This is a genomic window from Arthrobacter rhizosphaerae, assembly GCF_023062595.1.
GTDB lineage: Bacteria > Actinomycetota > Actinomycetes > Actinomycetales > Micrococcaceae > Arthrobacter > Arthrobacter rhizosphaerae.
This window is the reverse complement of the sequence record NZ_JALLAN010000015.1, coordinates 103031-127532: the sequence shown is the minus strand read 5'-3', so window position 1 is coordinate 127532 and position 24502 is coordinate 103031. Positions and strand designations below refer to the sequence as shown.

18 protein-coding genes are annotated in these 24502 nt (G+C 63.3%); 10 read left to right on the top strand and 8 right to left on the bottom strand.

Translation table 11 applies throughout. The annotated features are described in order from the left end of the window. Positions 1-999: a LacI family DNA-binding transcriptional regulator gene (locus MU551_RS18510; protein WP_247047406.1), complete on the bottom strand. Its 999-nt coding sequence runs from the start codon at positions 997-999 to the stop codon at positions 1-3. A 94-nt stretch (positions 1000-1093) separates the two neighbouring features. Here MU551_RS18510 and MU551_RS18505 point away from each other — a divergent pair, with 94 nt between their 5' ends. From MU551_RS18505 to MU551_RS18465, 9 genes are all read left to right on the top strand, one after another. Continuing rightward, the gene (locus MU551_RS18505; RefSeq protein WP_247047404.1) at positions 1094-2077 is read left to right on the top strand and encodes an ABC transporter permease; all 984 of its coding nucleotides are present in this window, start codon (positions 1094-1096) and stop codon (positions 2075-2077) included. Between the two features lie 14 nt (positions 2078-2091). Then, a complete protein-coding gene (locus tag MU551_RS18500) occupies positions 2092-3051 on the top strand; it encodes a carbohydrate ABC transporter permease (RefSeq protein WP_247047396.1) in 960 nt (319 codons plus the stop codon). 62 nt (positions 3052-3113) lie between these two features. Then, the gene (locus MU551_RS18495) at positions 3114-4760 is read left to right on the top strand and encodes an extracellular solute-binding protein (RefSeq protein ID WP_247047395.1); all 1647 of its coding nucleotides are present in this window, start codon (positions 3114-3116) and stop codon (positions 4758-4760) included. 100 nt (positions 4761-4860) lie between these two features. Beyond that, a complete protein-coding gene (locus tag MU551_RS18490) occupies positions 4861-6384 on the top strand; it encodes a fumarylacetoacetate hydrolase family protein (RefSeq protein ID WP_372489894.1) in 1524 nt (507 codons plus the stop codon). A gap of 32 nt (positions 6385-6416) precedes the next feature. Then, positions 6417-7106: a GntR family transcriptional regulator gene (locus MU551_RS18485; RefSeq protein ID WP_247047467.1), complete on the top strand. Its 690-nt coding sequence runs from the start codon at positions 6417-6419 to the stop codon at positions 7104-7106. A gap of 59 nt (positions 7107-7165) precedes the next feature. Beyond that, positions 7166-8707, top strand: a complete 1542-nt coding sequence (gene hpaE, locus MU551_RS18480; protein ID WP_247047388.1) for a 5-carboxymethyl-2-hydroxymuconate semialdehyde dehydrogenase — start codon at positions 7166-7168, stop codon at positions 8705-8707. A 43-nt stretch (positions 8708-8750) separates the two neighbouring features. Beyond that, positions 8751-9851, top strand: a complete 1101-nt coding sequence (hpaD, locus tag MU551_RS18475; RefSeq protein WP_247047375.1) for a 3,4-dihydroxyphenylacetate 2,3-dioxygenase — start codon at positions 8751-8753, stop codon at positions 9849-9851. Between the two features lie 2 nt (positions 9852-9853). Then, the gene (gene hpaH / locus MU551_RS18470) at positions 9854-10639 is read left to right on the top strand and encodes a 2-oxo-hept-4-ene-1,7-dioate hydratase (protein WP_247047372.1); all 786 of its coding nucleotides are present in this window, start codon (positions 9854-9856) and stop codon (positions 10637-10639) included. After that, complete coding sequence (locus tag MU551_RS18465; RefSeq protein WP_247047370.1) at positions 10624-11433, top strand: HpcH/HpaI aldolase family protein; 810 nt, start codon at positions 10624-10626, stop codon at positions 11431-11433. Before hpaH ends, MU551_RS18465 begins: the two co-directional genes overlap by 16 nt. A gap of 131 nt (positions 11434-11564) precedes the next feature. On the opposite strand, the gene MU551_RS18460 is transcribed toward MU551_RS18465, so the two are convergent. From MU551_RS18460 to MU551_RS18445, 4 genes are all read right to left on the bottom strand, one after another. Continuing rightward, the gene (locus tag MU551_RS18460; protein ID WP_247047361.1) at positions 11565-13166 is read right to left on the bottom strand and encodes an alpha-N-arabinofuranosidase; all 1602 of its coding nucleotides are present in this window, start codon (positions 13164-13166) and stop codon (positions 11565-11567) included. Positions 13167-13248: 82 nt separating this feature from the next. Next, on the bottom strand, positions 13249-15270 hold the full coding sequence (locus MU551_RS18455; RefSeq protein WP_247047353.1) for an aldo/keto reductase: 2022 nt from the start codon (positions 15268-15270) through the stop codon (positions 13249-13251). Further along, a complete protein-coding gene (yicI, locus tag MU551_RS18450) occupies positions 15267-17459 on the bottom strand; it encodes an alpha-xylosidase (RefSeq protein ID WP_247047346.1) in 2193 nt (730 codons plus the stop codon). The genes MU551_RS18455 and yicI overlap by 4 nt, the downstream gene beginning before the upstream one ends. A gap of 9 nt (positions 17460-17468) precedes the next feature. Beyond that, positions 17469-19529: a beta-galactosidase gene (locus MU551_RS18445; protein WP_247047343.1), complete on the bottom strand. Its 2061-nt coding sequence runs from the start codon at positions 19527-19529 to the stop codon at positions 17469-17471. A gap of 154 nt (positions 19530-19683) precedes the next feature. Between MU551_RS18445 and MU551_RS18440 the strand changes: the two genes are divergently transcribed. Further along, positions 19684-20685: a LacI family DNA-binding transcriptional regulator gene (locus tag MU551_RS18440; protein ID WP_247047341.1), complete on the top strand. Its 1002-nt coding sequence runs from the start codon at positions 19684-19686 to the stop codon at positions 20683-20685. Between the two features lie 26 nt (positions 20686-20711). Here MU551_RS18440 and MU551_RS18435 read toward each other — a convergent pair whose 3' ends face one another. From MU551_RS18435 to MU551_RS18425, 3 genes are read right to left on the bottom strand one after another with little or no spacing between them, the layout of a single operon-like run. Beyond that, entirely contained in the window at positions 20712-21650 is a 939-nt protein-coding gene (locus MU551_RS18435) for a carbohydrate ABC transporter permease (protein ID WP_247047334.1), read from the bottom strand. Next, positions 21647-22669, bottom strand: a complete 1023-nt coding sequence (locus MU551_RS18430; protein ID WP_247047332.1) for an ABC transporter permease — start codon at positions 22667-22669, stop codon at positions 21647-21649. The genes MU551_RS18435 and MU551_RS18430 overlap by 4 nt, the downstream gene beginning before the upstream one ends. 10 nt (positions 22670-22679) lie before the next feature. Beyond that, positions 22680-24356, bottom strand: a complete 1677-nt coding sequence (locus tag MU551_RS18425; protein ID WP_247047315.1) for an extracellular solute-binding protein — start codon at positions 24354-24356, stop codon at positions 22680-22682. Between the last annotated feature and the right edge of the window lie 146 nt (positions 24357-24502).

Here is a 24502-nt window from a genome sequence, read left to right as displayed (position 1 = left end):
CTATCCCGTCGACGCTCGGGCAACGACTACTGGTGCGGGCGAGGAGACGCGGAGAACCTGGGGATCCCCGCCAGCTATGCGATCCGACAATGCCGCGACAGCGGCACGGCCGAGCTCGTAAAGAGGCGTGCGGACGCAGGTGAGTGCCGGTACAGCGTAGGCGGCCGGCCAGGAGTCGTGGATCGCGACGACGGCGACACTCTGCGGAACAGCGACTCCGAGTCTCGCGGCTTCCGCCAGGGCACCCAATCCAGCGTTGACATTCGCGACCACCACTGCGTCCGGTGGTTCGTCGGAGCTCAGAAGCTGCCCCATTGCCTCTCGTCCGTTCTCAGGGCCGTATCCCAGCCGCGTGATCCACTGTTCCTGGAGCGGCACTCCTGACGCGGCGAGCGCGAAACGGAAGCCGGCTTCACGGCGTCGGGCACTGGACGACGCCTCGATTCCGCCGATCAGCGCAATGCGCTGCCGTCCGCGCTCCACCAGGTAATCGACGGCTGCGATCGCGGCCGCCGCATCGTCGAGAAGTACCGCGCTTGCGCCTGCAACCTCATCGTGGACTATGACTACGGGCGCCGCAGCCCCGGCCAGCGACAGCAGGTCCTGGGGGTCTGTACCGTCGCGGGGCTGGAGGATCACACCATCGACGCGCCCCTCGGCCAAGAGACGCTCGGCGAGGACCAGCCCTGTTGCGGTGTCATCGCCCCGACCCAGGAGCACCGCTAGTCCGCGCGAGGCAGCCTCCGCGTCCGCTCCTCGTGTGAGCTCAGCGAACAGCGCGTTGGTCACATCCGGGACAATCAGCGCGATGACGTCGGTCCGTGCGCGGCGGAGGGATCTCCCGGCGTGATTGGGCCGGTAAGCGAGCTCGTCGGCCGCCTTGCGGACTCGTCGGCGGGTGGTTTCACTCAGCCTCGCCGCGGGATCCCCCGAGAGCGCGCGAGATGCGACCGACACGGAAACGCCCGCCCGTCCGGCTACATCACTCAAGCTCACCACGGGTCCACTATAAACGATCTTGTGTGAACAAACGATTGCGCTCTATAGTGGGGCAGAGGCAGGATAACGATATCCCGCTAGCAAGGGAGCGATGATGTCAACGAAGATGATTGCCGTGCTCGATCACGGCGGAGCGGCACCCCCAGGCGCGAGCGAGGCCAGAATGCCGAGCCGACGACAACGACGCTTACGTAGTGTGCGGCGGCACTGGCAGCTCTACGTACTGCTCATCCTCCCTGTGGCGCACTTCGTCATCTTCAGCTACATCCCGATGGCGAACAACGTGATCGCGTTCAAGGACTACAACGTGGTCGGCGGAATCTGGGGCAGCCCCTGGGTCGGGTTCGAGCACTTCGAGCGGTTCTTCGCCAACCCGGTCGCCTGGGACCTTATCCGCAACACGCTGATGCTGAGCTTGTACGGCTTCCTGGCCGGGTTTCCCATCCCGGTCATCCTGGCCTTGGCGCTCAACGAAGTGCGGCTGCGCTTCTTCAAGCGGACCGTCCAGCTCGTCACCTATGCGCCCTACTTCCTCTCGACGGTTATCGTCGTCTCGATGCTCATCCTGATCTTCTCGCCGCGGATCGGGTTCATGGCCGATTTCCTCGGCTTCTTCGGCCAGTCCACCAACCTCCTGGCCAACCCCGACTCCTTCCGGCACGTCTATGTCTGGAGCGACATCTGGCAGACCGCAGGGTACTCCGCGATCATCTTCATGGCCGCCCTGGCAGGAATCGACACGAGCCTGTATGAGGCCGCCCGCCTGGACGGGGCAAACCGCCTGCAGAAGATCTGGCACATCGATCTGCCTGGCATTGCTCCGACGATCGTGGTCGTGATGATCCTGAGTGTCGGCGGCGTCATGGCTATCGGCTTCGAGAAAGCGTTCCTGCTCCAGAACCCGCTTAATCTCACCCAGTCGGAGATTATTGCGACCTACACCTACAAGATCGGCCTACTCAGCGCCGATTTCAGCCTCGCGACGGCGATCGGGCTATTCAACTCCGTCATCAACCTCATCCTGCTCCTCGCCGTCAACACCGCCTCCAAGCGCGTGACCGGCAACGGACTGTGGTGAAAGGAGAGCATCCAATGACCTTCCAGACCATGACCCGGCCGGACTTCGGAGCCGAGCCAGAGACAAAGCGCCGGAAGACGCGCCGCCCCGCCACACCGATCCGCGACACCGGTGTAGACCGGGTTTTCATGGCAGGCGTCTACATTCTCCTGACCACTTTTCTGCTCATCGTGCTCGTCCCTCTGATCAACATTGTTGCCAGCTCTTTCTCAAGTCCCGCGGCGGTGTCGAGTGGACAGGTGTTCCTGTGGCCGGTCGACTTCACGCTTCGCGGATACGAAGCTGTGCTGAGCAACTCCACCATCGTCACCGGTTTCCGCAACTCGATTCTCTATGTCGTGGCCGGGACCCTGGTCAGCCTGGCCTTGACCGTCATGATCGCCTACCCGCTCTCACGCTCAGGCCTGGTAGGCGGCCGGGCAATGATCGGCGGCGTCCTGTTCACGATGGTCTTCAGCGGGGGGCTGATCCCGACCTACATGGTGGTGAGGTCGTTCGGGATGCTGGATACCCCGTGGGCGATGATTATCCCTGGCGCGATCGGGGCCTGGCAGGTGCTGATCGCGATGACCTTCTTCCGCTCGTCGATTCCTGCAGAGCTGTACGAGGCCGCCCAACTCGACGGCGCTGGTGATCTGCGGTTTCTGTGGTCGGTGGTGCTGCCTCTGTCGAAACCGTTGCTGGCGGTCATCGCCCTGATGTACGGCATCGGGCAATGGAACCAGTACTTCAGCGCACTGATCTACCTCCGAAACGAGGACCTCTATCCACTGCAGCTGGTGCTGCGGAACATTCTGGTCCTCAACAACAACGCCGGAGGGAGCAACCTCGCGGACCAGCTGGAGGCCCAGCAGCTGGCCGACCTCATGAAGTTCTCCCTCATCGTCGTCTCCACCGTGCCTGTCATGCTCGTCTACCCGTTCGTGGCGCGGCACTTCACCAAGGGCGTCATGATCGGCTCGGTCAAGGGCTGATCCATGTGCGCTCACCAATTCCCCTCACATCAGGTCAACTCCTCAATGAAAGGCATTCAAAGATGACCAGCAGATTCGCCCGGGCGGCGGTCGGAGCGGCAGTAGCCGTATCGGCCCTTGCGCTCTCCGCATGTTCCTCGGGACCGGCAACCACTCCAGATGAAGTGATCACCATCTTCGCTCCCCAAGGCAAGGACGGTGACCTGGATGACAATGCGTTCACGAAGGTGCTCGAAGAGAAGTTCGACGTCGACCTCCAGTTCGAGACGACCACCTACGACGGAGCCGGGGCCGCGGAGAAACGCCAGGTTTCACTCGCGAGCGGCGACTACCCCGACGCCTACATGCTGGTTCCTTGGGTGGACCAGTTCACCAACGAGGAGCTGGTGAAGCTCGGTAAGCAGGGTGTGCTTCTGCCGCTCGATGAGCTGATCGGCGATGACACCCCGAACATCACCGCCGCGTTCGCGAAAGAACCCGACTTCAAGAAGATGGCAACATCCACGGACGGGACTATGTGGGGGCTTCCCGTGTGGAACGACTGTTTCCACTGCTCGTATCCTGCAAAGCTGTGGATGAATTCCGCCTGGTTGGAGAAGCTGGGCCTCAAGCAGCCCACCACGCCCGAGGAACTGCGGAGCGTGCTGGAGGCGTTCAAGAGCAAGGATCCCAACGGCAACGGCAAAGCCGACGAGATCCCGCTCTCCGGGTTGGTCGGCAGCTCGGTTCTCCCGTACCTGATGAACCCGTTCGTCTATACCGCGACCCCGTCCGCGAACGCGGCCGGCGCCAACCCGACTTCACTCGGGGCCGTCGACGGCAAGGTGGTCCTGCAGCCCACCCGCGACGAATGGCGCGCGGGCATCTCCTACGTCAACTCCCTGTACAAGGGCGGATTGATTGACGAGGCCGCCTTCACACAGAACGGCGAGGCGCTCAGCGCCAAGGGCAACAGCGCCGACGGCGTGGTCCTTGGGTCGGTGACCATACTGCACCCGAGCTTCGTCAAAGCCGGTAACCCGGACGGGCGGTATACGCAGTACGACGCAGTCCCGCCGCTGACCGGACCGAACGGCGACGGCACTTTCTTTGGTGGTGGTGTCCCCAGCGCAGGTGGCGCGTCCTTCGTCATCACAAACCGCTCGAGTGAGGCAAAGCAGCAGAAGCTCATGCAGATCATGGATTTCATCTTTTCCCATGAGGGTCACATGCAGGGCGAGTACGGTGTCGAGGGCGTCAACTGGGTCAAGGCCGACGCGGGCGACGTGGCTCTGGACGATACCCTCCAGCCGCTGTTCAAGACCCTCAGGCCGGCCAAGGGCGAAGGCGTGAACAATTCCTGGGGCGCCGTAGCTCAGTTCTTCAGCGACGCTGAATTCCGGGAGCGGCAGGTCTACTCCACGGAGCTCTACGAGCCCACCGGCTATGAGCGCCGCCTGTTCGAGGCCACGAAGCTCTACGAGGGTCACGAGTCCGACGAGGCGTTTCCGTACTGGGACGCCACAGTGACCGGCGACACCGCGAAGGAGCTCGGGACGATCCAGACCAACGTGGAGAGCTTCATCGTCCGGGCCAGCGCGGAGTTCGTCACCGGCGTCCGCGATATCAACAGCGATGAGCACTGGGCCGAGTTCCAGAAAAACCTCACCGATCTCGGCGCCGACCGCTACATCGAGATCTACCAGGCAGCTTGGAAGACGTCCAAGTAGTCTCTCCCCAGTTAATGCAGGCGGGCCGTCCATGAGTGGGCGGCCCGCCTCTGTTAATCGGCAGGCATGGGGGTTGACGCGCGCAGGTCAATACGCGATAGTGATCGTATACGATTTCGTACTTAATGAGGAGACAGCTTTGGAGCAGGTCAACGGGGACACCCTGGCAGCGGCACGCAAGGTGATCGCGGTGCACATCAACTACCCGAGCCGTGCCGCCCAGCGGGGGCGAACTCCTGCCCAGCCGTCCTACTTCCTCAAACCCTCGTCGTCGCTGGCTATGTCCGGAAACGCCGTGGAGCGTCCGGCCGGCTGCGAGCTGCTCGGTTACGAGGGCGAAATCGCCCTCGTGATTGGCAAGGCCGCCCGGCGCGTCAACCTCGAGGACGCCTGGAGCCACGTAGCAGCGATCACCGCGAGTAACGACCTCGGCGTCTACGACCTGCGCTATGCGGACAAAGGTTCCAACCTCCGGTCCAAAGGCGGCGACGGGTTCACTCCAGTGGGCCCGGCACTGATCCCGGCAGACGCCGTCAACCCCGCCCGGCTGCGCATCCGCGCCTGGCACAACGGGGATCTCGTCCAGGACGACACCACCGAAGACCTGCTCTTCCCGTTCGACCGCCTGGTAGCGGACCTGTCGCAGCTGCTCACCCTCGAGGAGGGTGACATCATCCTGACCGGCACTCCTGCCGGCGCGTCCGTCGCGAAACCCGGCGACGTGCTGGAGGTCGAGGTCGGCACTGCGGACGGGACGCTGACCACCGGGCGCCTGGTGACCCGGGTGGAGGAAGGCACGACGCCGTTCGCAGACTTTGGTGCCCAGCCCAAGGTTGATGACCTGCAGCGGGAAGAGGCGTACGGTTCACGCGCTGCGGCAGGCCTGCCGGCCGCCGATGCCGCGGCCGCTCCACGACTGAGCCCAGAGCTGAAGGCCAAACTGGAGAGCGTCTGCACTGCCACGCTATCCTCGCAGCTGCGCAAGCGCGGCCTGAACAACGTCAGCATTGACGGCCTCACCTCCACCCGGCCCGAAAAGCGGATCGTGGGCCTGGCCCGGACGCTGCGCTACGTCCCCAACCGCGAGGATCTCTTCAAGACCCACGGCGGCGGCTTCAACGCCCAGAAACGTGCCATCGATTCGGTCAACGAGGGCGAAATCCTGGTCATGGAAGCCCGCGGCGAGAAGGGTACAGGCACTATCGGTGACATCCTGGCCCTGCGGGCCCAGGTGCGCGGCGCCGCCGCCATCATTACCGACGGCGGGGTCCGCGACTTCTCCGCGGTGGCTGCCATGGAGCTGCCCACCTACTACGCCAACCCCCACCCGGCCGTGCTGGGCCGCCGCCACATCCCGTGGGACACGGACATAACGATCGCCTGTGGCGGGACCACGGTGCAGCCGGGGGACATCATCGTGGCGGATGCGGACGGCATCCTGGTGATCCCGCCGGCGATGGCCGAGGAAGTGGCCGACGACTCCATCGTCCAGGAGCGCGAGGAAACCTTCATCGCCGAAATGGTAGAGAAGGGCCACAGCGTTGACGGGCTCTACCCACTGAACGCCGAATGGCGGGCCAAGTACAACGAATGGGACGCAATGGGAAGCAGGCAAAGCGAATGACTGAAACGGCAACGGCCACCGGTCCGGCCCCCATGACCGCAGGTACCAGCACGAGTGCCATCGCCCCCACCGCCGCGGCCCGCAGCAAATCAGAGCAGGCCTACGAGGCGGTGAAATCGTGGATTGTTGATGGCACGTACTCCCCCGGCTACCGCCTTGTACTGGGCACCATTGCCAAGGACCTCGGGTTCAGCGTGGTCCCCGTCCGGGAAGCCATCCGGCGGCTCGAGGCTGAAGGCCTGGTGAAGTTCGAGCGTAATGTCGGAGCCACCGTGGCCGGGATCGATCCCACCGAATACCTGTACACCATGCAGACGCTAAGCATTGTGGAAGGAGCGGCCACCGCACTGTCCGCACCCCTGATTGGCGGGACGGACATCGCCCGCGCCCGCGAGGTGAACGCGGAAATGCGGGAATGCCTGAAACATTTTGACCCGGTCCGCTTCACCCACTTGAACCAGGACTTCCACAGTGTCCTCTTTGAACACTGCCCCAACCCGCACCTCCTTGACCTGGTCCACCGCGGCTGGAACCGGTTGGCCTCCCTCCGGTCCTCCACCTTTCGTTTCGTCCCCGGCCGCGCCCACGAATCCGTGGACGAGCACGAGGCTCTCCTGCGGCTCATCGAAACCGGAGCCGACGCCGACGAAATCGAAAAAGCCGCGCGGCTGCACCGATCCGCCACCCTGGACGCCTATCTCAGCCAGGCCAAGAATCTCTGATGCACTTCCCGCCCGCAAACCCCAGCCATGAGCCCACCAGCAGTAGTAAGGAAACAACAATGACGTTCACTGCAGAGGCAGCCAAAACCCACTTCGTACCGCAGGACCTGCCCACCCACATTCAGCACTACATCAACGGCGAATTTGTGGATTCCGTGGGCGGCAAGACCTTCGACGTCCTGGATCCGGTGTCCAACCAGAACTACGCCACTGCCGCCGCCGGGCAAAAGGAAGACATCGACCTGGCAGTCGCCGCCGCGCGGGAAGCGTTCGTTAGTGGCCCGTGGCCGAGGATGAAGCCCCGCGAGCGTGCCCGCGTCATGAACAAAATTGCCGACGCCGTCGAAGCGCAGGAAGCCCGCCTCGCCGAGCTGGAAACCTTTGACACCGGTCTGCCCATCACGCAGGCCAAGGGCCAGGCCCTGCGGGCGGCTGAAAACTTCCGCTTCTTTGCGGACCTGATCGTGGCCCAGTTCGATGACGCCATGAAGGTCCCGGGCTCGCAGATCAACTACGTGAACCGCAAGCCGATCGGTGTCGCCGGGCTCATCACCCCCTGGAACACCCCGTTCATGCTGGAGTCCTGGAAGCTCGCCCCGGCCCTGGCCACCGGCAACACCGTGGTACTCAAGCCCGCTGAGTTCACACCGCTGTCGGCGTCGCTCTGGGCGACGATCTTCAAGAACGCCGGCCTGCCGGACGGCGTGTTCAACCTGGTCAACGGCCTGGGCGAGGAGGCCGGCGACGCCCTGGTCAAGCACCCCGACGTGCCGCTGATCTCCTTCACCGGCGAGACCACCACCGGCCAGACGATCTTCCGGAACGCCGCAGCCAACCTCAAGGGCCTCTCCATGGAACTCGGCGGCAAGTCCCCCTGCGTCGTATTCGCCGACGCCGACCTGGACGCCGCAATCGATTCGGCCTTGTTCGGCGTGTTCTCCTTGAACGGCGAACGCTGTACCGCAGGTTCCCGCATCCTGGTGGAGCGCGCGGTCTACGACGAGTTCTGCGAAAAGTACGCCGCGCGCGCGAAGAACATCGTCGTCGGTGATCCCCACGATCCCAAAACGGAGGTGGGCGCCCTGGTCCACCCCGAGCACTACCAGAAGGTGGCCTCCTACGTGGAGATCGGCAAGTCCGAAGGCCGGCTCCTGGCCGGCGGCGGACGCCCGGACCACCTGCCCGAAGGCAACTACATCGCCCCCACCGTCTTCGCCGATGTCTCCCCCGACGCGCGGATCTTCCAGGAGGAGATCTTCGGCCCCGTCGTCGCCATCACCCCTTTTGAGAACGACGACGAGGCCCTCGCTCTGGCGAACAACACCCGTTACGGCCTGGCGGCTTACATCTGGACGCAGAACCTGAACCGGGCGCACAACTTCTCCCAGAACGTCGAGGCCGGCATGGTCTGGCTGAACAGCCACAATGTCCGCGACCTGCGCACACCGTTCGGCGGCGTCAAGGCATCCGGCCTGGGCCACGAGGGCGGCTACCGCTCCATCGATTTCTACACCGACCAGCAGGCAGTCCACATCACCCTTGGCATCGTCCACACCCCCAAGTTCGGCAACATCGAAGCCTCGGCCGCCAACGAGGGCTAACCTCCGGCTGTCCGCCCTACCTCCTCAAAGAAGAGAGAATCCCATGACAAATTTCGTCCCCACCCCTTCTGTCCCGGCACCGGACATCGTCCGCTGCGCCTACATGGAGATCGTGGTCACTGACCTCGCCAAGTCCCGCGAGTTCTACGTGGACCTGCTGGGCCTGCACGTCACCGAGGAAGATGAAAACGCGATCTACCTGCGCTCCCTGGAGGAGTTCATCCACCACAACCTGGTGCTCCGCAAGGGACCCATTGCCGCCGTCGCAGCGTTTGCCTACCGGGTCAAGTCCCCCGCCGAGGTGGACGCCGCCGAGGCCTACTACAAGGAACTCGGCTGCCGGACCGAACGCCGCAAGGACGGCTTCACGAAGGGAATCGGCGACTCCGTCCGGGTGGAGGACCCGCTGGGATTCCCGTACGAGTTCTTCTACGACGTGCAGCACGTGGAACGCCTCACGCAGCGCTACGACCTCTACTCCGCCGGCGAGCTGGTACGCCTGGACCACTTCAACCAGGTCACCCCGGATGTCCCCCGCGGCCGTAAATACCTCGAAGACCTCGGCTTCCGCGTCTCCGAAGACATCCAGGACTCAGACGGCGTCACCTATGCCGCATGGATGCACCGCAAGCAGACAGTCCACGACACCGCCCTCACCGGCGGCAACGGACCCCGCATGCACCACGTCGCGTTCGCCACGCACGAGAAGCACAACATCATCCAGATCTGCGACAAGATGGGCGCCCTGCGCATCAGCGACAGGATCGAACGCGGCCCCGGCAGGCACGGCGTGTCCAACGCGTTCTACCTCTACATCCTGGATCCGGACGGCCACCGGATCGAGATCTACACCCAGGACTACTACACCGGCGACCCCGACAACCCCGTGGTGACCTGGGACGTCCACGACAACCAGCGCCGAGACTGGTGGGGAAACCCGGTTGTCCCCTCCTGGTACACCGAGGCCTCCCTGGTCCTGGACCTGGACGGCAACCCGCAGCCCGTCATCGAACGCGAGGAAAAGAGCGAGATGGCAGTCACCGTGGGTGCTGACGGGTTCTCCTACACCCGCAAGGAAGGCGCCGATTCCGGTGATGCGGACGCCGGGGAAAAGACAGGCTTCAAGCTGGGAGCGCAGCTCTAGCCATGCTGGATACCAAGACGGTCGAGGCCATCGCCGACGAACTGCTCGAAGCCGGCCGGAGGCGAATACCCGTCCCCCGCCTGACAGCCCGCTATCCGGAGATGACAGTGGAGGATTCCTACGCGGTGCAGCAGCTGTGGCGCCGCCGGAATGAGGACGCCGGCAGGACCCTGGTGGGGCGGAAGATCGGCCTCACGTCCAAGGCCATGCAGGCAGCTACCGGGATCACTGAACCGGATTACGGCGCTATCTTCGATGACATGGTGCTGGAAACCGGCTGCTCGGTTGAGTGGGACCGGTACACGCATCCGCGGGTGGAGGTGGAGCTGGCGTTTGTCCTGAAGGACGGGCTCAAGGGCCCGGGCTGCACCATCTTCGATGTTCTGAAGGCCACCGACTATGTGGTTCCCGCTCTTGAGATCCTCGATTCCCGGATCGAGATGGAGGGCAGGACCATCGTGGACACCATCGCGGACAACGCGGCGATGGGGGCCATGGTGGTGGGTGGTCGTCCGGTTAAGCCCGACGCGGTCGACCTGCGCTGGGTGGCGGCCATCCTCTACAAGAATCAGACCGTGGAGGAAACCGGAGTTGCCGCCGGTGTCCTGGACCACCCGGCCAACGGTGTCCATTGGCTGGCCAATAAGATTGCGGCCCACGGGGACAGCATGAAGGCCGGCGACATCATCCTGGCCGGGTCCTTCACCCGCCCCTTGTGGGTATATAAAGGGGACACCGTCCATGCCGACTATGGACCCCTGGGGAGTGTCACATGCCGCTTCGAATAGAGCCGGACAAGACGTTCCGGGATGCCCTGGCAGCGGCAGACCGACCGCTCGCGGGCATGTGGGTCTGCTCCGGCAGCCCGCTGATCGCCGAACTCTGTGCCGGGTCAGGCCTTGACTGGCTCCTGCTGGATGCCGAACACAGCCCGAACGGCCTCGAATCCATCCTGGCCCAGCTCCAGGCAACCCACGGCTATCCGGTCCAAGCGGTGGTCCGGCCGCCGGTGAACGACACTGTGCTGATCAAGCAGTACCTGGACCTGGGCGTCCAAAACCTGCTGATCCCCATGGTCAACTCGGTGCCTGAGGCGGAATCCGCAGTGGCCGCCACCCGCTACCCTCCCCACGGGGTCCGCGGCGTGGGCTCAGCCCTTGCCCGCGCCGCACGCTGGAACCGCATCCCGGATTACCTCGCCCGGGCCTCCGAAACCATCAGCGTCACAGTCCAGATCGAAACCACCACAGCCGTCGAGGCCGTGGAGGCGATCCTCGCCGTGGACGGTGTGGACGCCATCTTCCTTGGGCCCTCGGATCTCGCAGCCTCCATGGGCGTACTGGGACAGCAGGAACACCCCGAGGTCCGCGCCGCCGTCGAACACTGCCTCGGAGCCGCGAAAGCGGCAGGAAAACCTGCCGGAGTGAACGCCTTCAACCCGGACACCGCCCGCAGCTACCTGGACAATGGCGCCAACTTCATCCTGGTGGGGGCCGACGTCGCACTGCTGGCGAGGGGCTCCGAAGCGTTGGCAGCCCAGTTCATTCGCTCGTCCGACGACGGCTCGCCCGCCAGCTACTGACACACACCCGGCGGTCCCTTCAGCTGCGTAAATCCAGCCACGAGCCGGCCCTCGTGGTTGTTGAACCGGTAGACCGCAATCTCCTTCGCCACCCCGATGCCCACGACAGGGCACCTGGGGGGTATGACTGCTCAGCAATTGAGGCAGGGTTTGCTACCCGTGGTGGGAGTGGTGATCACCGCGGCGGCAGCGGCGGCGGCCTCGGGGGCGTGCCCGGCCAGCGTGCCGCGAACGGTCGCGAAGGAGTGCGCCGGCAGGCGGAGCACCAGTTGGTCGTCACGCTCTTTCACGGCGAGGGGACGGGGCGCGACGGCGTAGGGGTGCGCGGGAGAGTTGAACGAGGCGACGCTGTCGCCGCCGAGCACCAGTGCCTCCACTTGCTCCAACCGGCCGCCGCGCAGGTCCAGGACCACCTCGCTCTCGCCCTCTAGCTCCAGATTGGCCACGGAGATGAGCACCTGACCGTCCTTGGTGCTGGCGGATGCTGTGAAGGTGGGGAGCCGGTCGGCGTCCAGCTCATGCGAAGTGTCAAAGTCCAGGTGCGTGTGCAGCACTGCGGCGTCCTGGTGCCCTGCGTTCATGGCGAAGACGTGGAAGGTGGGGGTCTTGACCAGGGCGCCGCTCTCCTGATCGGTGAGCAGCATGGCCTGCAGGACGTTGACAGTTTGGGCGATGTTCGCCATGACCAGGCGGTCCGCGTGCCGGTGAAAGGAGTCGAAGTGGATGGCAGCAACCAGGGCATCACGGACAGTGTTCTGCTGGTACAGGAAGCCGGGATTGGTGCCAGGCTCAACATCCCACCAGGTGCCCCACTCGTCGAGGACCAGGCCCACGGCCTTGTGCGGGTCATAGACATCCATCATGGTGGAGTGCATGGACAGGAGGGTCTCGATGTGCTGGGCGGACTTGATGGTCTTCCAGTACTCCTCCTTGCTGAACGCGGTTGCCGAACCCTTGGCATCCCAGTGACCGGACATCGTGTAGAAGTGCAGGGAGATGCCTTGGTAAGGCGAACTCTTGCGGCTGGAGTTGCCTTTGTCAGGCAGTGCCTCCATGAGGGCTTTGGTCCAAGCTACGTCTTCGTCGCTGGCACCGGCAGCGATCCGGTATACCTCGTTGCCGTTATGATTCCGCACATAGGTGCTGTACTGGCGGGCCAGATCGGCATAGGCATCGGCACGCATGTTACCGCCGCACCCCCAGGGCTCGTTGCCGATGCCGAAGAAGGGAACCTTCCAAGGCTCGTCCCGGCCATTCGCCCGGCGTAGAGCGGCCATGGGGGAATCGTCCCCACGTGTGAGGTACTCCATCCACTCACTCATCTCCCGGACGGTCCCCGAGCCTACATTGCCGTTGACGTAGGCGTCCGCGCCGAGCATCTCGCAGAGGTCCATGAACTCATGAGTGCCGAAGGAGTTGTCCTCCACAACATCGCCCCAGTGGGAATTGACCATACGCGGACGCTGCTCACGAGGGCCGACGCCGTCAGACCAGTGGTATTCGTCAGCGAAGCAGCCGCCCGGCCACCGCAGATTGGGGATGCGCAGCTCGCGCAGAGCTTCCACAACGTCATTGCGGATGCCCCGGGTGTTGGGGATCTCGCTCTCCTCCCCCACCCAGAAACCGCCATAGATACAACGGCCCAGATGTTCAGCGAAATGACCGTAGACGTGGCGGCTGATGGTGGGACCTGCGATGTCCAGATTGACGATGAGGCGGGGGGAAGATGCCATGTTCAAGATTCTCCAAAGTCTATGAGTAGATTCAGCTGGTTGGTTTGCCGGACGATGAGCCGGGAGGGGGCCACGAGCGTTGCTAAAAGCTGTTCTGGCCGTTGCGGAGATCCAGCCACGATGTCTGCTCCTCATTTAGTTCAATGCCGAGACCCATCATCGTGGCGCGATACTCTGCGATTGACCGTGGCCCGACCAATGCAAAGGTTGGGAATTGCTGGGCCAGCACGTAGGCCAATGCCACAGCGGTAGCCGGCACTCCGAATTCTGTTGCCAACTGTTCAGCGCGGCGCTTCCGCTCAAAGTTCGCATCGCCGTAGAAGCAACGTACGAGATCTGAGTCACTGAGGTCGTCAGGATTCGCGCGGGCGAAAAACCCGCGGGCCTGTGAAGACCACGGTAGGAGCGCTACGTCGCCTTCCGTGAGCCAACGTTTTGACTCCGGGTCGGTAGCAGTCCGACATCCAGCCCAGGGGACATCGTAGGCCTCCGCCAGGCCGAAGTAATTGCTCAGTACCGTGAGGGGCCGCCTGCCGTTCGTTGCCGCCCAGGCATTGGCTTCATCAAACCGGTCCAATGTCCAGTTCGAACCGCCAAATGCCGTTATGCGCCCCGCGCCGGCGTGCTCGTCCAGTACATCAACAAACTCACCAACCGGGATGTCAGGATTGTCACGGTGCATGAGGTAGACGTCGGCATATTCGAGTCCCTGCCGGTCCAGGGATTCCAGCAGTTGCCGGGATAAGGAATCAGGATCGCAGTGCGGTGTGTGGGCCCCTTTCACAATGACCACCGCATCTTCGCGAACCCCGCGGTTGGCGAGCCATCTCCCGAACCGCTTCTCGTGTTCACCGTCAGTGCCGTACAGCCATGCAGTATCGAATGTGTTACCACCCGCCGACCAGAACGCGTCAAAGAGTGACGAAGCGTGTGCCAGGTCCGGCTGGTTGTCGCAGCCCATAACAAGTCTGGAGACGGGTTTGTCCAACCCTGGAATCCGGGCATAGCGCATAGGTGCGTCGGGCAGGACGGCCAACGGCAGGCCAGAGACGGTGGGAATGTTGGCCTCATCGGCTTCGAACGGGAACCGCACACCGACCTGCTCCCGCCAGCGGTCCAGCACAGCGGAGGTTCCCAACGTGTCGTCAAGGGACATCTCACGGGACTCTTGGCCGGTTCCGACCGCTTTTGCGAGCGCATCGGCCTCCAGAGCGTAGGACTGGTTGGCCGGGTTGTCCGAAGCGAACGTGAACTTCTGCGGCTGCTCCCCCACGCGCCGAAGTACCAACTCCTGCCGGTCGTGAATTGTCCACGGATCAGAGAGGAACAGGGTGCCCTCCGAACCTGTGACAGTCACCTCTTCAGGATTCTGGATGCGAATGCCCGCACGCAGTGTCGCAGTGAGGTTTGAGGGAAAGGTCAAGTGCGCAACGGCCCACTCATCAACCCCTGTGCTGCCGACATATCCGGCCGCCCGCAAATCGTTGGGTTCCACGAAGGATTTCCCGGAAGCTGCGCCTGCCACGGCGCGCGCCATCGACACTGGATAGCCACCGACGTCGAGAATGCCTCCACCGGCAAGGTTCGCGTCGAACAACCGTCCCTTTTTCTCGGGCACCTCGAAGCAGAAGCTGGCGTCGACGTGCTGCACCTGCCCGATCGCTCCGTTGCCGATGAGCTCGAGGAGCTTCGCTGTCTGCGGATGGAACCGGTACATGTAGGCCTCGATGAGGACGACGCCTGCCGTGCGCGCGGCATCGACAACAGCCATAACGCTTCCATGATTCGGCGCGAGCGGTTTCTCACACAGCACATGCTTGCCTGCGTGCACGGCGGCCAGCACGAGCTTCGCGTGACTGGTGTTCACGGTTGACACGTAGACAGCGTCAACGTCCGGGTTCGACAGCACCTCTTCGTACGTGCCGGTGATGGCGTGCGGGACACCGGCTTCCACTGCGAAGTCCTTGGCGCGGGTCAGGTCAGAACTGCCGATCGCTACAAGCTCCCCCGTCTGGCTGGACGGAAGTTGCTTTGCGAATTGCCTGGCGATGTGTCCCGGGCCGAGGATGCCCCACCTGATGGTCTCCGTTGGGCTCGTGTTCATGCCTTGGCTCCGGAATCCGCGACGGCGACCGCCCGGCCGCCTTCCACTGTCACCTCAAAGCAGGCGAAACCGCCGTCTGCCTTCGGAACTGTGACAGACCTGCTATGGCCGTCGACCGCGGCGAAGGCCTTGAACTCCAGCTCGTTGACCCAGTCATATTCCGGTCTATCGCTGACCGTTCCCAGTGGCAGGATTGCACCTTGGCGGACGTACAGGGCGGCCTCCATCAGTGAGAAGGCCTTGTGGTGCCAGCGCTGTCCGGACAACTGCTCGCCGCTTTCCAGATGCGTCCAGGTTCCCTCCGGCAGATAGAAGTCCACTGAGCCGCCACTAGCCATGACCGGCGCCACCAGCAGCTCAGACCCGAGCATGTACTGCCGGTCTAGGTGGGCGCACGCGGGATCGTCCGGGAACTCCAGGAACATGGGCCGCATCAGCGGAGTCCCCGTCTGGTGGGCGTCCTCGGCTGCCGATAGCAGGTACGGCATGAGCCGCATCTTGAGCCCGGTGAAGTGGCGCAACACGTCGCTCGATTCGTCGTCCACCAACCATGGCACCCGGTAGGAGGCTGAACCATGCAGCCGTGAATGGGACGACAACAGGCCGAACGCGATCCAGCGCTTGAAGAGCTCCGGGTCAGGCGTTCCTTCGAACCCGCCGATGTCATGGCTCCAGAAGGCGAATCCCGAGGACGCGAGGGACAGGCCGCCGCGGAGGGATTCGGACATCGCGGAGAAGGTGGACTCGCAGTCCCCGCCCCAGTGGACCGGAAGCTGCTGTCCGCCCGCGGTTGCAGAGCGGGCGAACAGCACAGCCTGGCCTTCGCCCAGCTCCTTGGTGAGCAGGTCAAAAACCGCCCGGTTGTAGAGCTGCGCATAGTAGTTGTGCATCCGCTGCGGATCGGAGCCATCATGCCATGCCACGTCTGTGGGAATGCGCTCACCGAAGTCCGTTTTGAAGGAATCCACGCCCTGGTTCAGCAAAGTCCGCAGCTTGTCCTGGTACCAGGTGACGGCATCCGGATTGGTGAAGTCCACCAGGCCCATGCCTGCCTGCCACATGTCCCATTGCCAGACCGAGCCGTCCGTCCTCTTCACGAGATAGCCCAGCTCCGCGCCTTCACGGAACAGGTGCGAGCGCTGAGCTATATACGGGTTGATCCACACGCACACCTTGAGTCCGCGCTCGTGGAGCCGCCGGAGCATGCCCTCGGGGTCAGGAAAGGTGGCAGGGTCCCAGATGAAGTCGCTCCAGTGGAAGGCACGCATCCAGTGGCAGTCGAAGTGGAATACGGACAGCGGAAGCTTGCGCTCGGCCATCCCGTCAATGAAGGACATCACCGTCTTCTCGTCGTAGTCCGTGGTGAAGGAGGTGGAGAGCCATAGCCCATAGGACCAAGCAGGCACCTTGGCGGGCCTGCCGGTCAGCTCGGTGTAACGGCGCAGAATCTCCTTGGGCGTCGGTCCGTGGATCACAAAATACTGGAGCTTCTGCCCCTCAACGCTGAACTGCGTCCGTGACACCACTTCGGAGCCGATTTCGAAGGACACCCGCTCCGGGTGGTTCACGAAAACGCCGTAGCCCGCGTTGGTGATGAAGAACGGCACGTTCTTGTAGGCGAGCTCGCTGGACGTGCCGCCGTCCTCATTCCAGATGTCGATCGACTGTCCGTTCTTGACCAGCGGCCCGAACCGCTCGCCCAGGCCGTAGACATTGGTGCCCACGCCGAGCGTCAGCTGTTCGTGGACAAAGTGCTTCCCGTCCTGGTCGGTGATCACACCGATGCTGCGGGGCACCGAGCTGGTCAGCAGCCGGCCCTCACCCAGGAAGTCAACGTTCCAGTCGCCCGCTGTGTTGATGCGGGCGGTCAGGCCGCCGGAAGTGAAGGTGGATGTGCCGGCGTCGTTCCCGATGCTGACGTCCGCTGTGCCTTCCTTCAGCTCGAAGTGCGGGCCGCTGTCCACGGCGCCCTGGAAATGCTCAATGGTCACGCCAATGACATCCGGAAGGGGCGATTCGAAGGTGATGGTCAGCTGGGGGCAGTTCAGTGCATCGCCGCGGTCTGCGATCCTCCTGGTAGGGGCATAGACCGTCAGCTTGTCCTGCGACGCTTCCACATCCGACACGTCCCGCGGATGTAGTGCGGACAGGCCCTTACGGTAGAGCCAGTAGCCGTCCGTGAATTTCATGCTGTTCCTCTATTTCCCTAGTTCTTTGAGTACAAGTGCCCCGAAAGGCGGCAAGGTCAGGTCCTGGCCGTGCTCCGCGCCGGTGAGCAGGTCCACGGACGCCCAGCCGAGCCTGACCGCCTGCGGCAGGTTCGAATGATTGAGCAGGAACAGGTGGCCGCCGCGGCTGGCCGCTTCCACCGGTTCCGGAAGCGGTGCGGCCAGCGGGGACGCGATGCCCGCTGCGTCGAGGGCTGCAGCAAGAACCAGATCCAGCGCCTCGGCGGGAAGGTCCGCGCCGACGTACCAGGCACTTCCCTCGCCTTTGCGGTTACGCACGACGGCGGGCTTGCCTTTCAGGCGTCCCTCGCCAAAGAGCGCCACGGCCTCCGCGGTTTCCTCACGGAGTGCCAGGTCCTCCGCCCAGATACCGGCGTACCAGGATCCTTCAGCCTGTTCTGCGAGTACAGCATTGCCAAACTCAACGCCCACGGGGGACTCGAGCGGCAACCACTCCTCACCGTCCACGCCAAGAAGTTCCGCCAGCACTCCCGGGAAGCGTCCGGGAACGAGGTGTCCGTTTTCGTTGGCCACCGCACTGAACGGGCCCACCACAAGGTGTCCGCCACTCTGCACAAACGCACCAAGGGCTTCGGCGTTCTGCCGCCCGAGTATGAACAGGCTCGGCGCCAGGACCAGCTCGAACCTGCCCAGGTCGGCGGAAGGATGAACCACTTCAACGGCGAGCCCTCTGCGGAGAAGCGGCTCGTAGTAGGCCTGGATCTGCTGCAATACTTCCAGCCGGCTGGTGGGGGTATCCGGTGATTCGGCGGCCCACCAACTGTCCCAGTCAAACAGCATCGCGATCTTCGCCTTGCACGGTGTGCCGGCCAGCTGCCGCAAGGATTGCAGGTCCTGGCCGAACTCCGCCACTTCACGGAACACCCGCGTATGTTCACCGGCCAGGGGCACTACGGCGGAGTGGAAACGTTCAGCGCCGAAGCTGGACTGGCGGAACTGGAAATAGCAGACGCCGTCTGCACCGCGCGCTATGGCCGACAAGGCATCCACCCGCAGTTCCCCCGGTTCCTTGGCAACGTTGTGTTCGCGCCAGTTCACCGCCGAGGTTGCGGATTCGATGAGAAGCCACGGTTCGCCACTGGAGAGCCCCCGGCACAGGTCGTGGGTCAGCGAGCCCAGCCGATGGGACGTTGGATCGGACGGGTCGGTGTACCAGTCGTTGGCCACTACATCCGTTTCCTTGGCGAAGGAGAAGTAGTCGGCGCCGCGGAAGAACCCCATCAGGTTCGTAGTGATAGGGCTGGCGGGATCGTAGCGGCGAATGATGTCGCGTTCCCCGCGGTAGAGGGACAGCAGCTGGTCAGACGTGAATCGCTGGAAGTCCAGGGTTTGGCTGGGATTGACCAGGTAAGGCGCGCGTCGCGGCGGCATGATCTCGTCCCAGCTGCCATACCGCTGGCTCCAGAAGGTGGTACCCCAGGCGCGATTCAGCTCCTCCATCGATCCGTACCGCCGCATCAGCCAGGCGCGGAATGCAAGGGCGCTTTCGTCGTCGTAACTTATCTGCCCCAACTCGTTGCCCACGTGCCACATGGCAACGGCCGGGTGGTCAGCATACCTTTCGGCCAACGATTCCGTGATGGCCGCCGCAGCGCGGCGGTATCTGGCAGACGACGGGCTGAACTGGTTGCGCGAGCCGTACCAGAGGGTGCGGCCGTCCACATCCACCGGAAGCGTCGTCGGGTAATCGTGGCCCAACCATGGCGGCGGTGATGCCGTGGGGGTAGCGAGGCAGACCCTGATGCCACCGTCGTGCAACAGGTCCAGGACGTGGTCCAGCCAGCCGAAGTTACGGGCTCCTTCCGTAGGTTCAAGCGTTGCCCAGCTGAACACCCCCACCGTGGCAAGGTTGATGCCGGCCTGCTGCATCAGGCGGATATCCTCCGGCCAGCTTTCCACCGGCCACTGCTCGGGATTGTAGTCAGCGCCGTGGATCAGTCCCAATGTCTCCGTTAGGGAGTCCAGGCCGCGCTTAGGCGTGGAGATGGGAGAAGGGCCAAAGTTGTTCATGGTATCGAATCGCTTCAATCAGGGTTGGACAGTTATGGGCGTTCTGGTGCGGACTGATCAGGACGAGCCAGTCGAATTCAATCGAAAGGAATCGTCGTTGAATGCAATTTTGTCGCTATGATGGTGTTCCACGCGCAAAGGAAGGGAGTGGTCCATGGCCACCATGAATGACGTCGCCAGGGCTGCCGGGGTATCCACCAGCACCGTGTCCTACGTGCTGAGCGGCAAACGGACTATCTCCGAGGAAACGCGGGAACAGGTCCTCGCCGCCATCAGGAAGCTGGACTACAGCCCGCACTCCGGCGCCAGGTCCCTTGCCTCCAGCAGGTCCAACGTCCTTGGCCTGATGGTCCCCCTGCGGGCGGACGTCAACGTCAGCGTGATCATGCAGTTCGTGGCGGGCGTTGTGACCACTGCCAGAGATTACAACCAGGACGTTCTGCTCCTGACCCAGGACGACGCCGATGGCATCCACCGCGTGACTTCCCAGTCCATCGTTGACGGGCTGCTCATGATGGATATCGAAGCGCGCGATACCCGGATCCCCCAGCTTGCGAAGCTCCGGAAGCCTGCTGTCCTGATCGGATTCCCGGACGATCCGCAGGGCCTGAGCTGCGTGGATTTCGATTTTGCAGCCGCCTCCCGTACCGCCGTACGGCACCTGACCGAACTCGGCCACAGGAGCATTGGCTTCATCGGCTCCCCACAGGCCTCCCTGGAGCGTCACGCCACTTATGCCGACCGTGCCCGCAAAGGCTTTGAGGATGCCTGCGAAGCTGCCGGCATCACCGCTGCCCTGAGGGCCTGCGAACCCACCTCCGTTGCCCTGGCCGTCGCCCTGGACGCCATCCTCTCGGCCCAGGAGCCGGCTACGGCCCTGGTGGTCCACAATGAAGGACTGCTCCCCCTGCTGCGGGAAGCCCTCGCTCTGCGCGGGCTGCAGATCCCGAAGGACATCTCGGTTGTTGCCATTGCTCCCGAAGACGCGGCCATGGCCTCCGCGCATCCGTGGACGGCCGTTTCCATACCGGCCCATGACATTGGACGTGCCGCCGTCGAAATGGTCATGGACCGGCTCAACTCGGACAAGCCCGTGGAGATCCGGCTCATTGTGCCCGCCCTGGTGCAGCGCGAAACTTCCGCAGCCCGCAGCTAGGACGGCCTGTCCGGCGCTGTTGAAGGTCACCCCTTTACCGCACCGATCATGACTCCCTTGGTGAAGTGCTTTTGCACCAGGGGGTAGACCATGAGAATGGGCACCACGGCCACCACGATCACTGCCATCTGCAGGGCCAGCGACGGTGCTGCCCCCTGCCCCACCGCAATCTGGCCCGGGATCATCACGCCCTGCAGGACATAGGAGCGCAGCACCACCTGGAGCGGGTTCATGGCGCTGTCGTTGATATACAGCACCGCATTGAAGAACGCATTCCAGTAGCCCACTCCGTAGAAGAGGGCGATAACAGCTGTCACCGCCTTGGACATCGGGAGCACGATCTGGCCCAGAATCCGCCATTCGCTCGCCCCGTCGATCCGTGCACTGTCCAGGATTCCGCGGTCTATCCCCATGAAGAAACCGCGCAGGATGATGATATTGAACACCGATATGGCACTCGGCAGGATCAAAGCCCAATAGGTGTTGATCAGGCCCAGGCCGGAGACCAAGAGGAAGGCCGGAATCATACCGGCGCTGAAGAACATGGTCAGCAGCAGGGTGAAAAGGATCGGGGTGTGGGCAAACGAGCCCGGCCGTGACAAGCCGTAGGCGCAGAGCACCGAGACCACCATGCTAAGCAGCGTCCCCACCGCGGTGACTCCAACGCTGACCAGCACCGCCCGGGTGACCACGCCCCCGCTGATGATCTGGCGGTAGGCATCCAGGGTGATCTCCCCCGGCACAATCACCATTCCGCCGGCCGACGTAATGGTGCTTTGGGAGGAGAGACTGGTGAGGACGATTGAGTACAACGGCCCCAGCACGGAAATGACCACCAGGGTGAGCACGGCCGCCTTACTGATCTTCGCCGCCGCGCCTGGCTCCTCCTCCCACGCTGGCCTGGACGACTTCTTACGGCGCATTGCCGCTGAACCTGTTGCTGCCGGTTTGGTTAATGTGCTCATGACTTTGAGTACACCCCGCTCTCTCCGAATAGGTGGGCCAGTTTGTTTGCACCCAGAATGAGCGCCAGCGATACCACGCCCTTGATCAGGCCCGCCGCCGCGGCATAGCCCCAGTCGCCGTTACGAATGCCCGTGTAGTACACAAAAGTGTCCAGGACCTCGGACGCTTGCGCGCCGACGGCGTCGCGTTGCAGGATCAGCTGTTCGAAGCCCACGGACAAGGAGTCACCCAGGCGAAGGATAAGCAGCAGGATGACGACGCCGCGCAGCGCGGGCAGCGTCACGTGCCACATCCGGCGCCAACGATTCGCTCCGTCGACGGCCGCTGCCTCGTACTGCTCCTGATCGATGGCGCTAAGCGCGGCCAGAAAGACGATGATTCCCCAGCCCGCATCTTTCCAGATTGCCTGCGAAGTAATCAGGAACAGGAAAGTGTCCGGGTTGGTCATGACGTCCACGGCCTGCCAGCCCTGTGCCCGCAGGCTCTGACTCAGGAGGCCTGCCCCGCCAAACACCTGCTGGAAGACAGACACCACCAGCACCCAGGAAAAGAAGTGCGGAAGGTAGACGATTGCCTGAATGGTGGAGCGCAGTGCGGGAGACAGCAAGGAATTGAGCAGCAGTGCCAGCACAATAGGGATGGGAAAGAAGAAGACCAGCTGGAAGGCCGTAATCACCAGGGTGTTCGTCACTGCGTGCCAAAAGCCTTGGTCCCCCAGGACGCGCGTGAAGTTGTCGAGCCCAACAAACGGGCTGTCCGGGATGCCCACAAAGGGTGAGTAGTCCTGGAACGCCACAATGTTGCCGAGCATCGGGATATAGGCGAAGACCAGGAGCAGCGCGATGGCTGGCAAGGTCATCAGCACCAGGGATCTGTCCCGCCGCAGCCTTGTCCGCAGGCCCGCTCTCTTGCGGATTATGGAGATGCTCTCTTGGCGGGCGCGGTCCGGGCGGCCCTGGCGATAGCCGTCCGGCGCTGGAACCGCTGAAGCGGTCAACGTGGATTCGGAGGTAGTCATGGCGGGCGTCCTAGGCGTTCAGGAATCCTGCGTAGAACTCACGCAGTTCGTCTCCGCCGTTCTTCTTCCAGGTGGCGACGGCAGCATCAAGGTCCGACATACTCTTGCGCCCGCGGAGAATGTCCTTGGAAAGGTCGTCGAACGGTTTCCCCAGGGACCCGAATTTGCTGGGCTCCTGGATCTGCAGGCCGTAGAAGAGGGGGTCAACCACGTACGGGGCCTGGCGGATTTCCCAGTCCGTCTTGGCCTTGACGTAGCCGGGGTACTGGACCTGGTTGTTCACCACAGCGGAGTTCACCAGGAACGCGTACGTGCTGGTGACTTCGGCCTTGCCCTTGGCCGTGGCCTGCGGAACGTTTTGTGCGTCGCGGGTGTAGTGGATGCCTTCAACGCCGTTGACGATCAGCATGTTCTCCTCCGTGCCGAAGGGCGCGGCCGCAAAGTCGGCCAGGGCCAGCATTTCCTCCACCTTGGCTCGATCGTCCGTCTTCTTGATGAAGCTGAAGATGGCGGCGGGTGAGCCGCGGAACAATGTGGGCTTGCCGCCGTCGGGGGCAAAGAAGTCCATGGGCTGCATCTGGAAGTTCGGGTTGCTGGGCAGGTTCAGGCCCAGGGCTCCATGCCAGCCGCCAACCCCGTCGTTGGTCATCAACGACGCGCCGGACCCAAAGCGCTGCCCCATCTTCTGGGTGTTGCCGGCCACGGCGTCGGGGTGGACAGCGCCTGAGGCGTAGAGTTTTGCACCCCATTCCAGGGCAGCCCGGTATTCGTCGGACTCAAACCTGCTCTGGAGCTTGCCGTCCACCAGTTTCCAGTTGTCCACGCCATGCATCAGCTGCGCGCCCGTCCACACATCTTCAGAACCCCAGCGGTTCTTGGCCGGATCAGTGATTTCCTTAGCCACTGCGATGTATTCATCGGCGGACTTTGGCTGTTCCAGGCCCATTTCATCGAACAGGTCCTTACGGTAAAAGAAGGCGTTCCCGACCTGCTCGTTCGGGAACGGCAGCCCGTACAGGCCGCCCTCGAAGCAGCTGTACTTCCAGGCAGCGGTGGGGATATTTGCGAGGTTGGGGTATTTTTTGATCTTGTCACCGGCAAGGTACGGGGAAAGGTCAGTGAAGAGGCCCTTGACTGCCTGGCCGAACCGCGGCGGGATGTTCCAGGACGGGATGACTATCCAGTCCGGCACGTCCTTGGGTGAGGCCAATACTGTCTGGATCTTGTCTCCGTAGGTGTTTCCGTCACTGACCTGGAAGTTCAGCTTTGCCCCCAGCCGTTCGTTGACGGCCTGGTAGTAGCTGTTATCCGCCTGCGGGATTGCCCACCAGGCCGGGGTCATGACTGTGTAGCTTCCGCCTTTACCCGGAACACCCTGCACTGATTTGACCAAGGTTGAGGGGATGCTGGTGAAGCCGGGCGCAGTACCGTTCACACTCGCGATGTCCGGTTTGACGGTGTCCAGCGGGATGTAGCTTGGCACGAGCTTGGACGTGGCATCGGCCATCCCCGCGGATGTGGTGGCCTGCGGAGCCCCGCCCCCGCTGCTGCATGAGGTGAGCGCAGGAAGGGCAGCAAAGGCCACGGCTCCCCCCACGAGGCTAAGGAAGGACCGGCGCCCTACTCCCGTCCGGCCGAGCTCCTTCAGGGACGCGCTGCGTTCAGGTGAGGCATTGTTTCCAAGCATTTTGCACTCCTTTGTGTGGACAGGCCTGACCAGGCCTGATTGCCGGGCCAGCAGTTGCCCTGCGCAGCTGTGCGAGGGGCAACTTGGCCTGGGATTTGTAAAACTTGGGTCAGAGAAACTATCGAAGCGTTTCGATTGCCAACAGC

Coding starts and splice junctions, on each gene's coding strand:
- MU551_RS18505 (WP_247047404.1), top strand. CDS start 1,094: ATGTCAACGAAGATGATTGCCGTGCTCGATCACGGCGGAGCGGCACCC.
- MU551_RS18500 (WP_247047396.1), top strand. CDS start 2,092: ATGACCTTCCAGACCATGACCCGGCCGGACTTCGGAGCCGAGCCAGAG.
- MU551_RS18495 (WP_247047395.1), top strand. CDS start 3,114: ATGACCAGCAGATTCGCCCGGGCGGCGGTCGGAGCGGCAGTAGCCGTA.
- MU551_RS18485 (WP_247047467.1), top strand. CDS start 6,417: ATGACCGCAGGTACCAGCACGAGTGCCATCGCCCCCACCGCCGCGGCC.
- hpaE (WP_247047388.1), top strand. CDS start 7,166: ATGACGTTCACTGCAGAGGCAGCCAAAACCCACTTCGTACCGCAGGAC.
- hpaD (WP_247047375.1), top strand. CDS start 8,751: ATGACAAATTTCGTCCCCACCCCTTCTGTCCCGGCACCGGACATCGTC.
- hpaH (WP_247047372.1), top strand. CDS start 9,854: ATGCTGGATACCAAGACGGTCGAGGCCATCGCCGACGAACTGCTCGAA.
- MU551_RS18465 (WP_247047370.1), top strand. CDS start 10,624: ATGCCGCTTCGAATAGAGCCGGACAAGACGTTCCGGGATGCCCTGGCA.
- MU551_RS18460 (WP_247047361.1), bottom strand. CDS start 13,166: ATGGCATCTTCCCCCCGCCTCATCGTCAATCTGGACATCGCAGGTCCC.
- MU551_RS18455 (WP_247047353.1), bottom strand. CDS start 15,270: ATGAACACGAGCCCAACGGAGACCATCAGGTGGGGCATCCTCGGCCCG.
- yicI (WP_247047346.1), bottom strand. CDS start 17,459: ATGAAATTCACGGACGGCTACTGGCTCTACCGTAAGGGCCTGTCCGCA.
- MU551_RS18445 (WP_247047343.1), bottom strand. CDS start 19,529: ATGAACAACTTTGGCCCTTCTCCCATCTCCACGCCTAAGCGCGGCCTG.
- MU551_RS18440 (WP_247047341.1), top strand. CDS start 19,684: ATGGCCACCATGAATGACGTCGCCAGGGCTGCCGGGGTATCCACCAGC.
- MU551_RS18435 (WP_247047334.1), bottom strand. CDS start 21,650: ATGAGCACATTAACCAAACCGGCAGCAACAGGTTCAGCGGCAATGCGC.
- MU551_RS18430 (WP_247047332.1), bottom strand. CDS start 22,669: ATGACTACCTCCGAATCCACGTTGACCGCTTCAGCGGTTCCAGCGCCG.
- MU551_RS18425 (WP_247047315.1), bottom strand. CDS start 24,356: ATGCTTGGAAACAATGCCTCACCTGAACGCAGCGCGTCCCTGAAGGAG.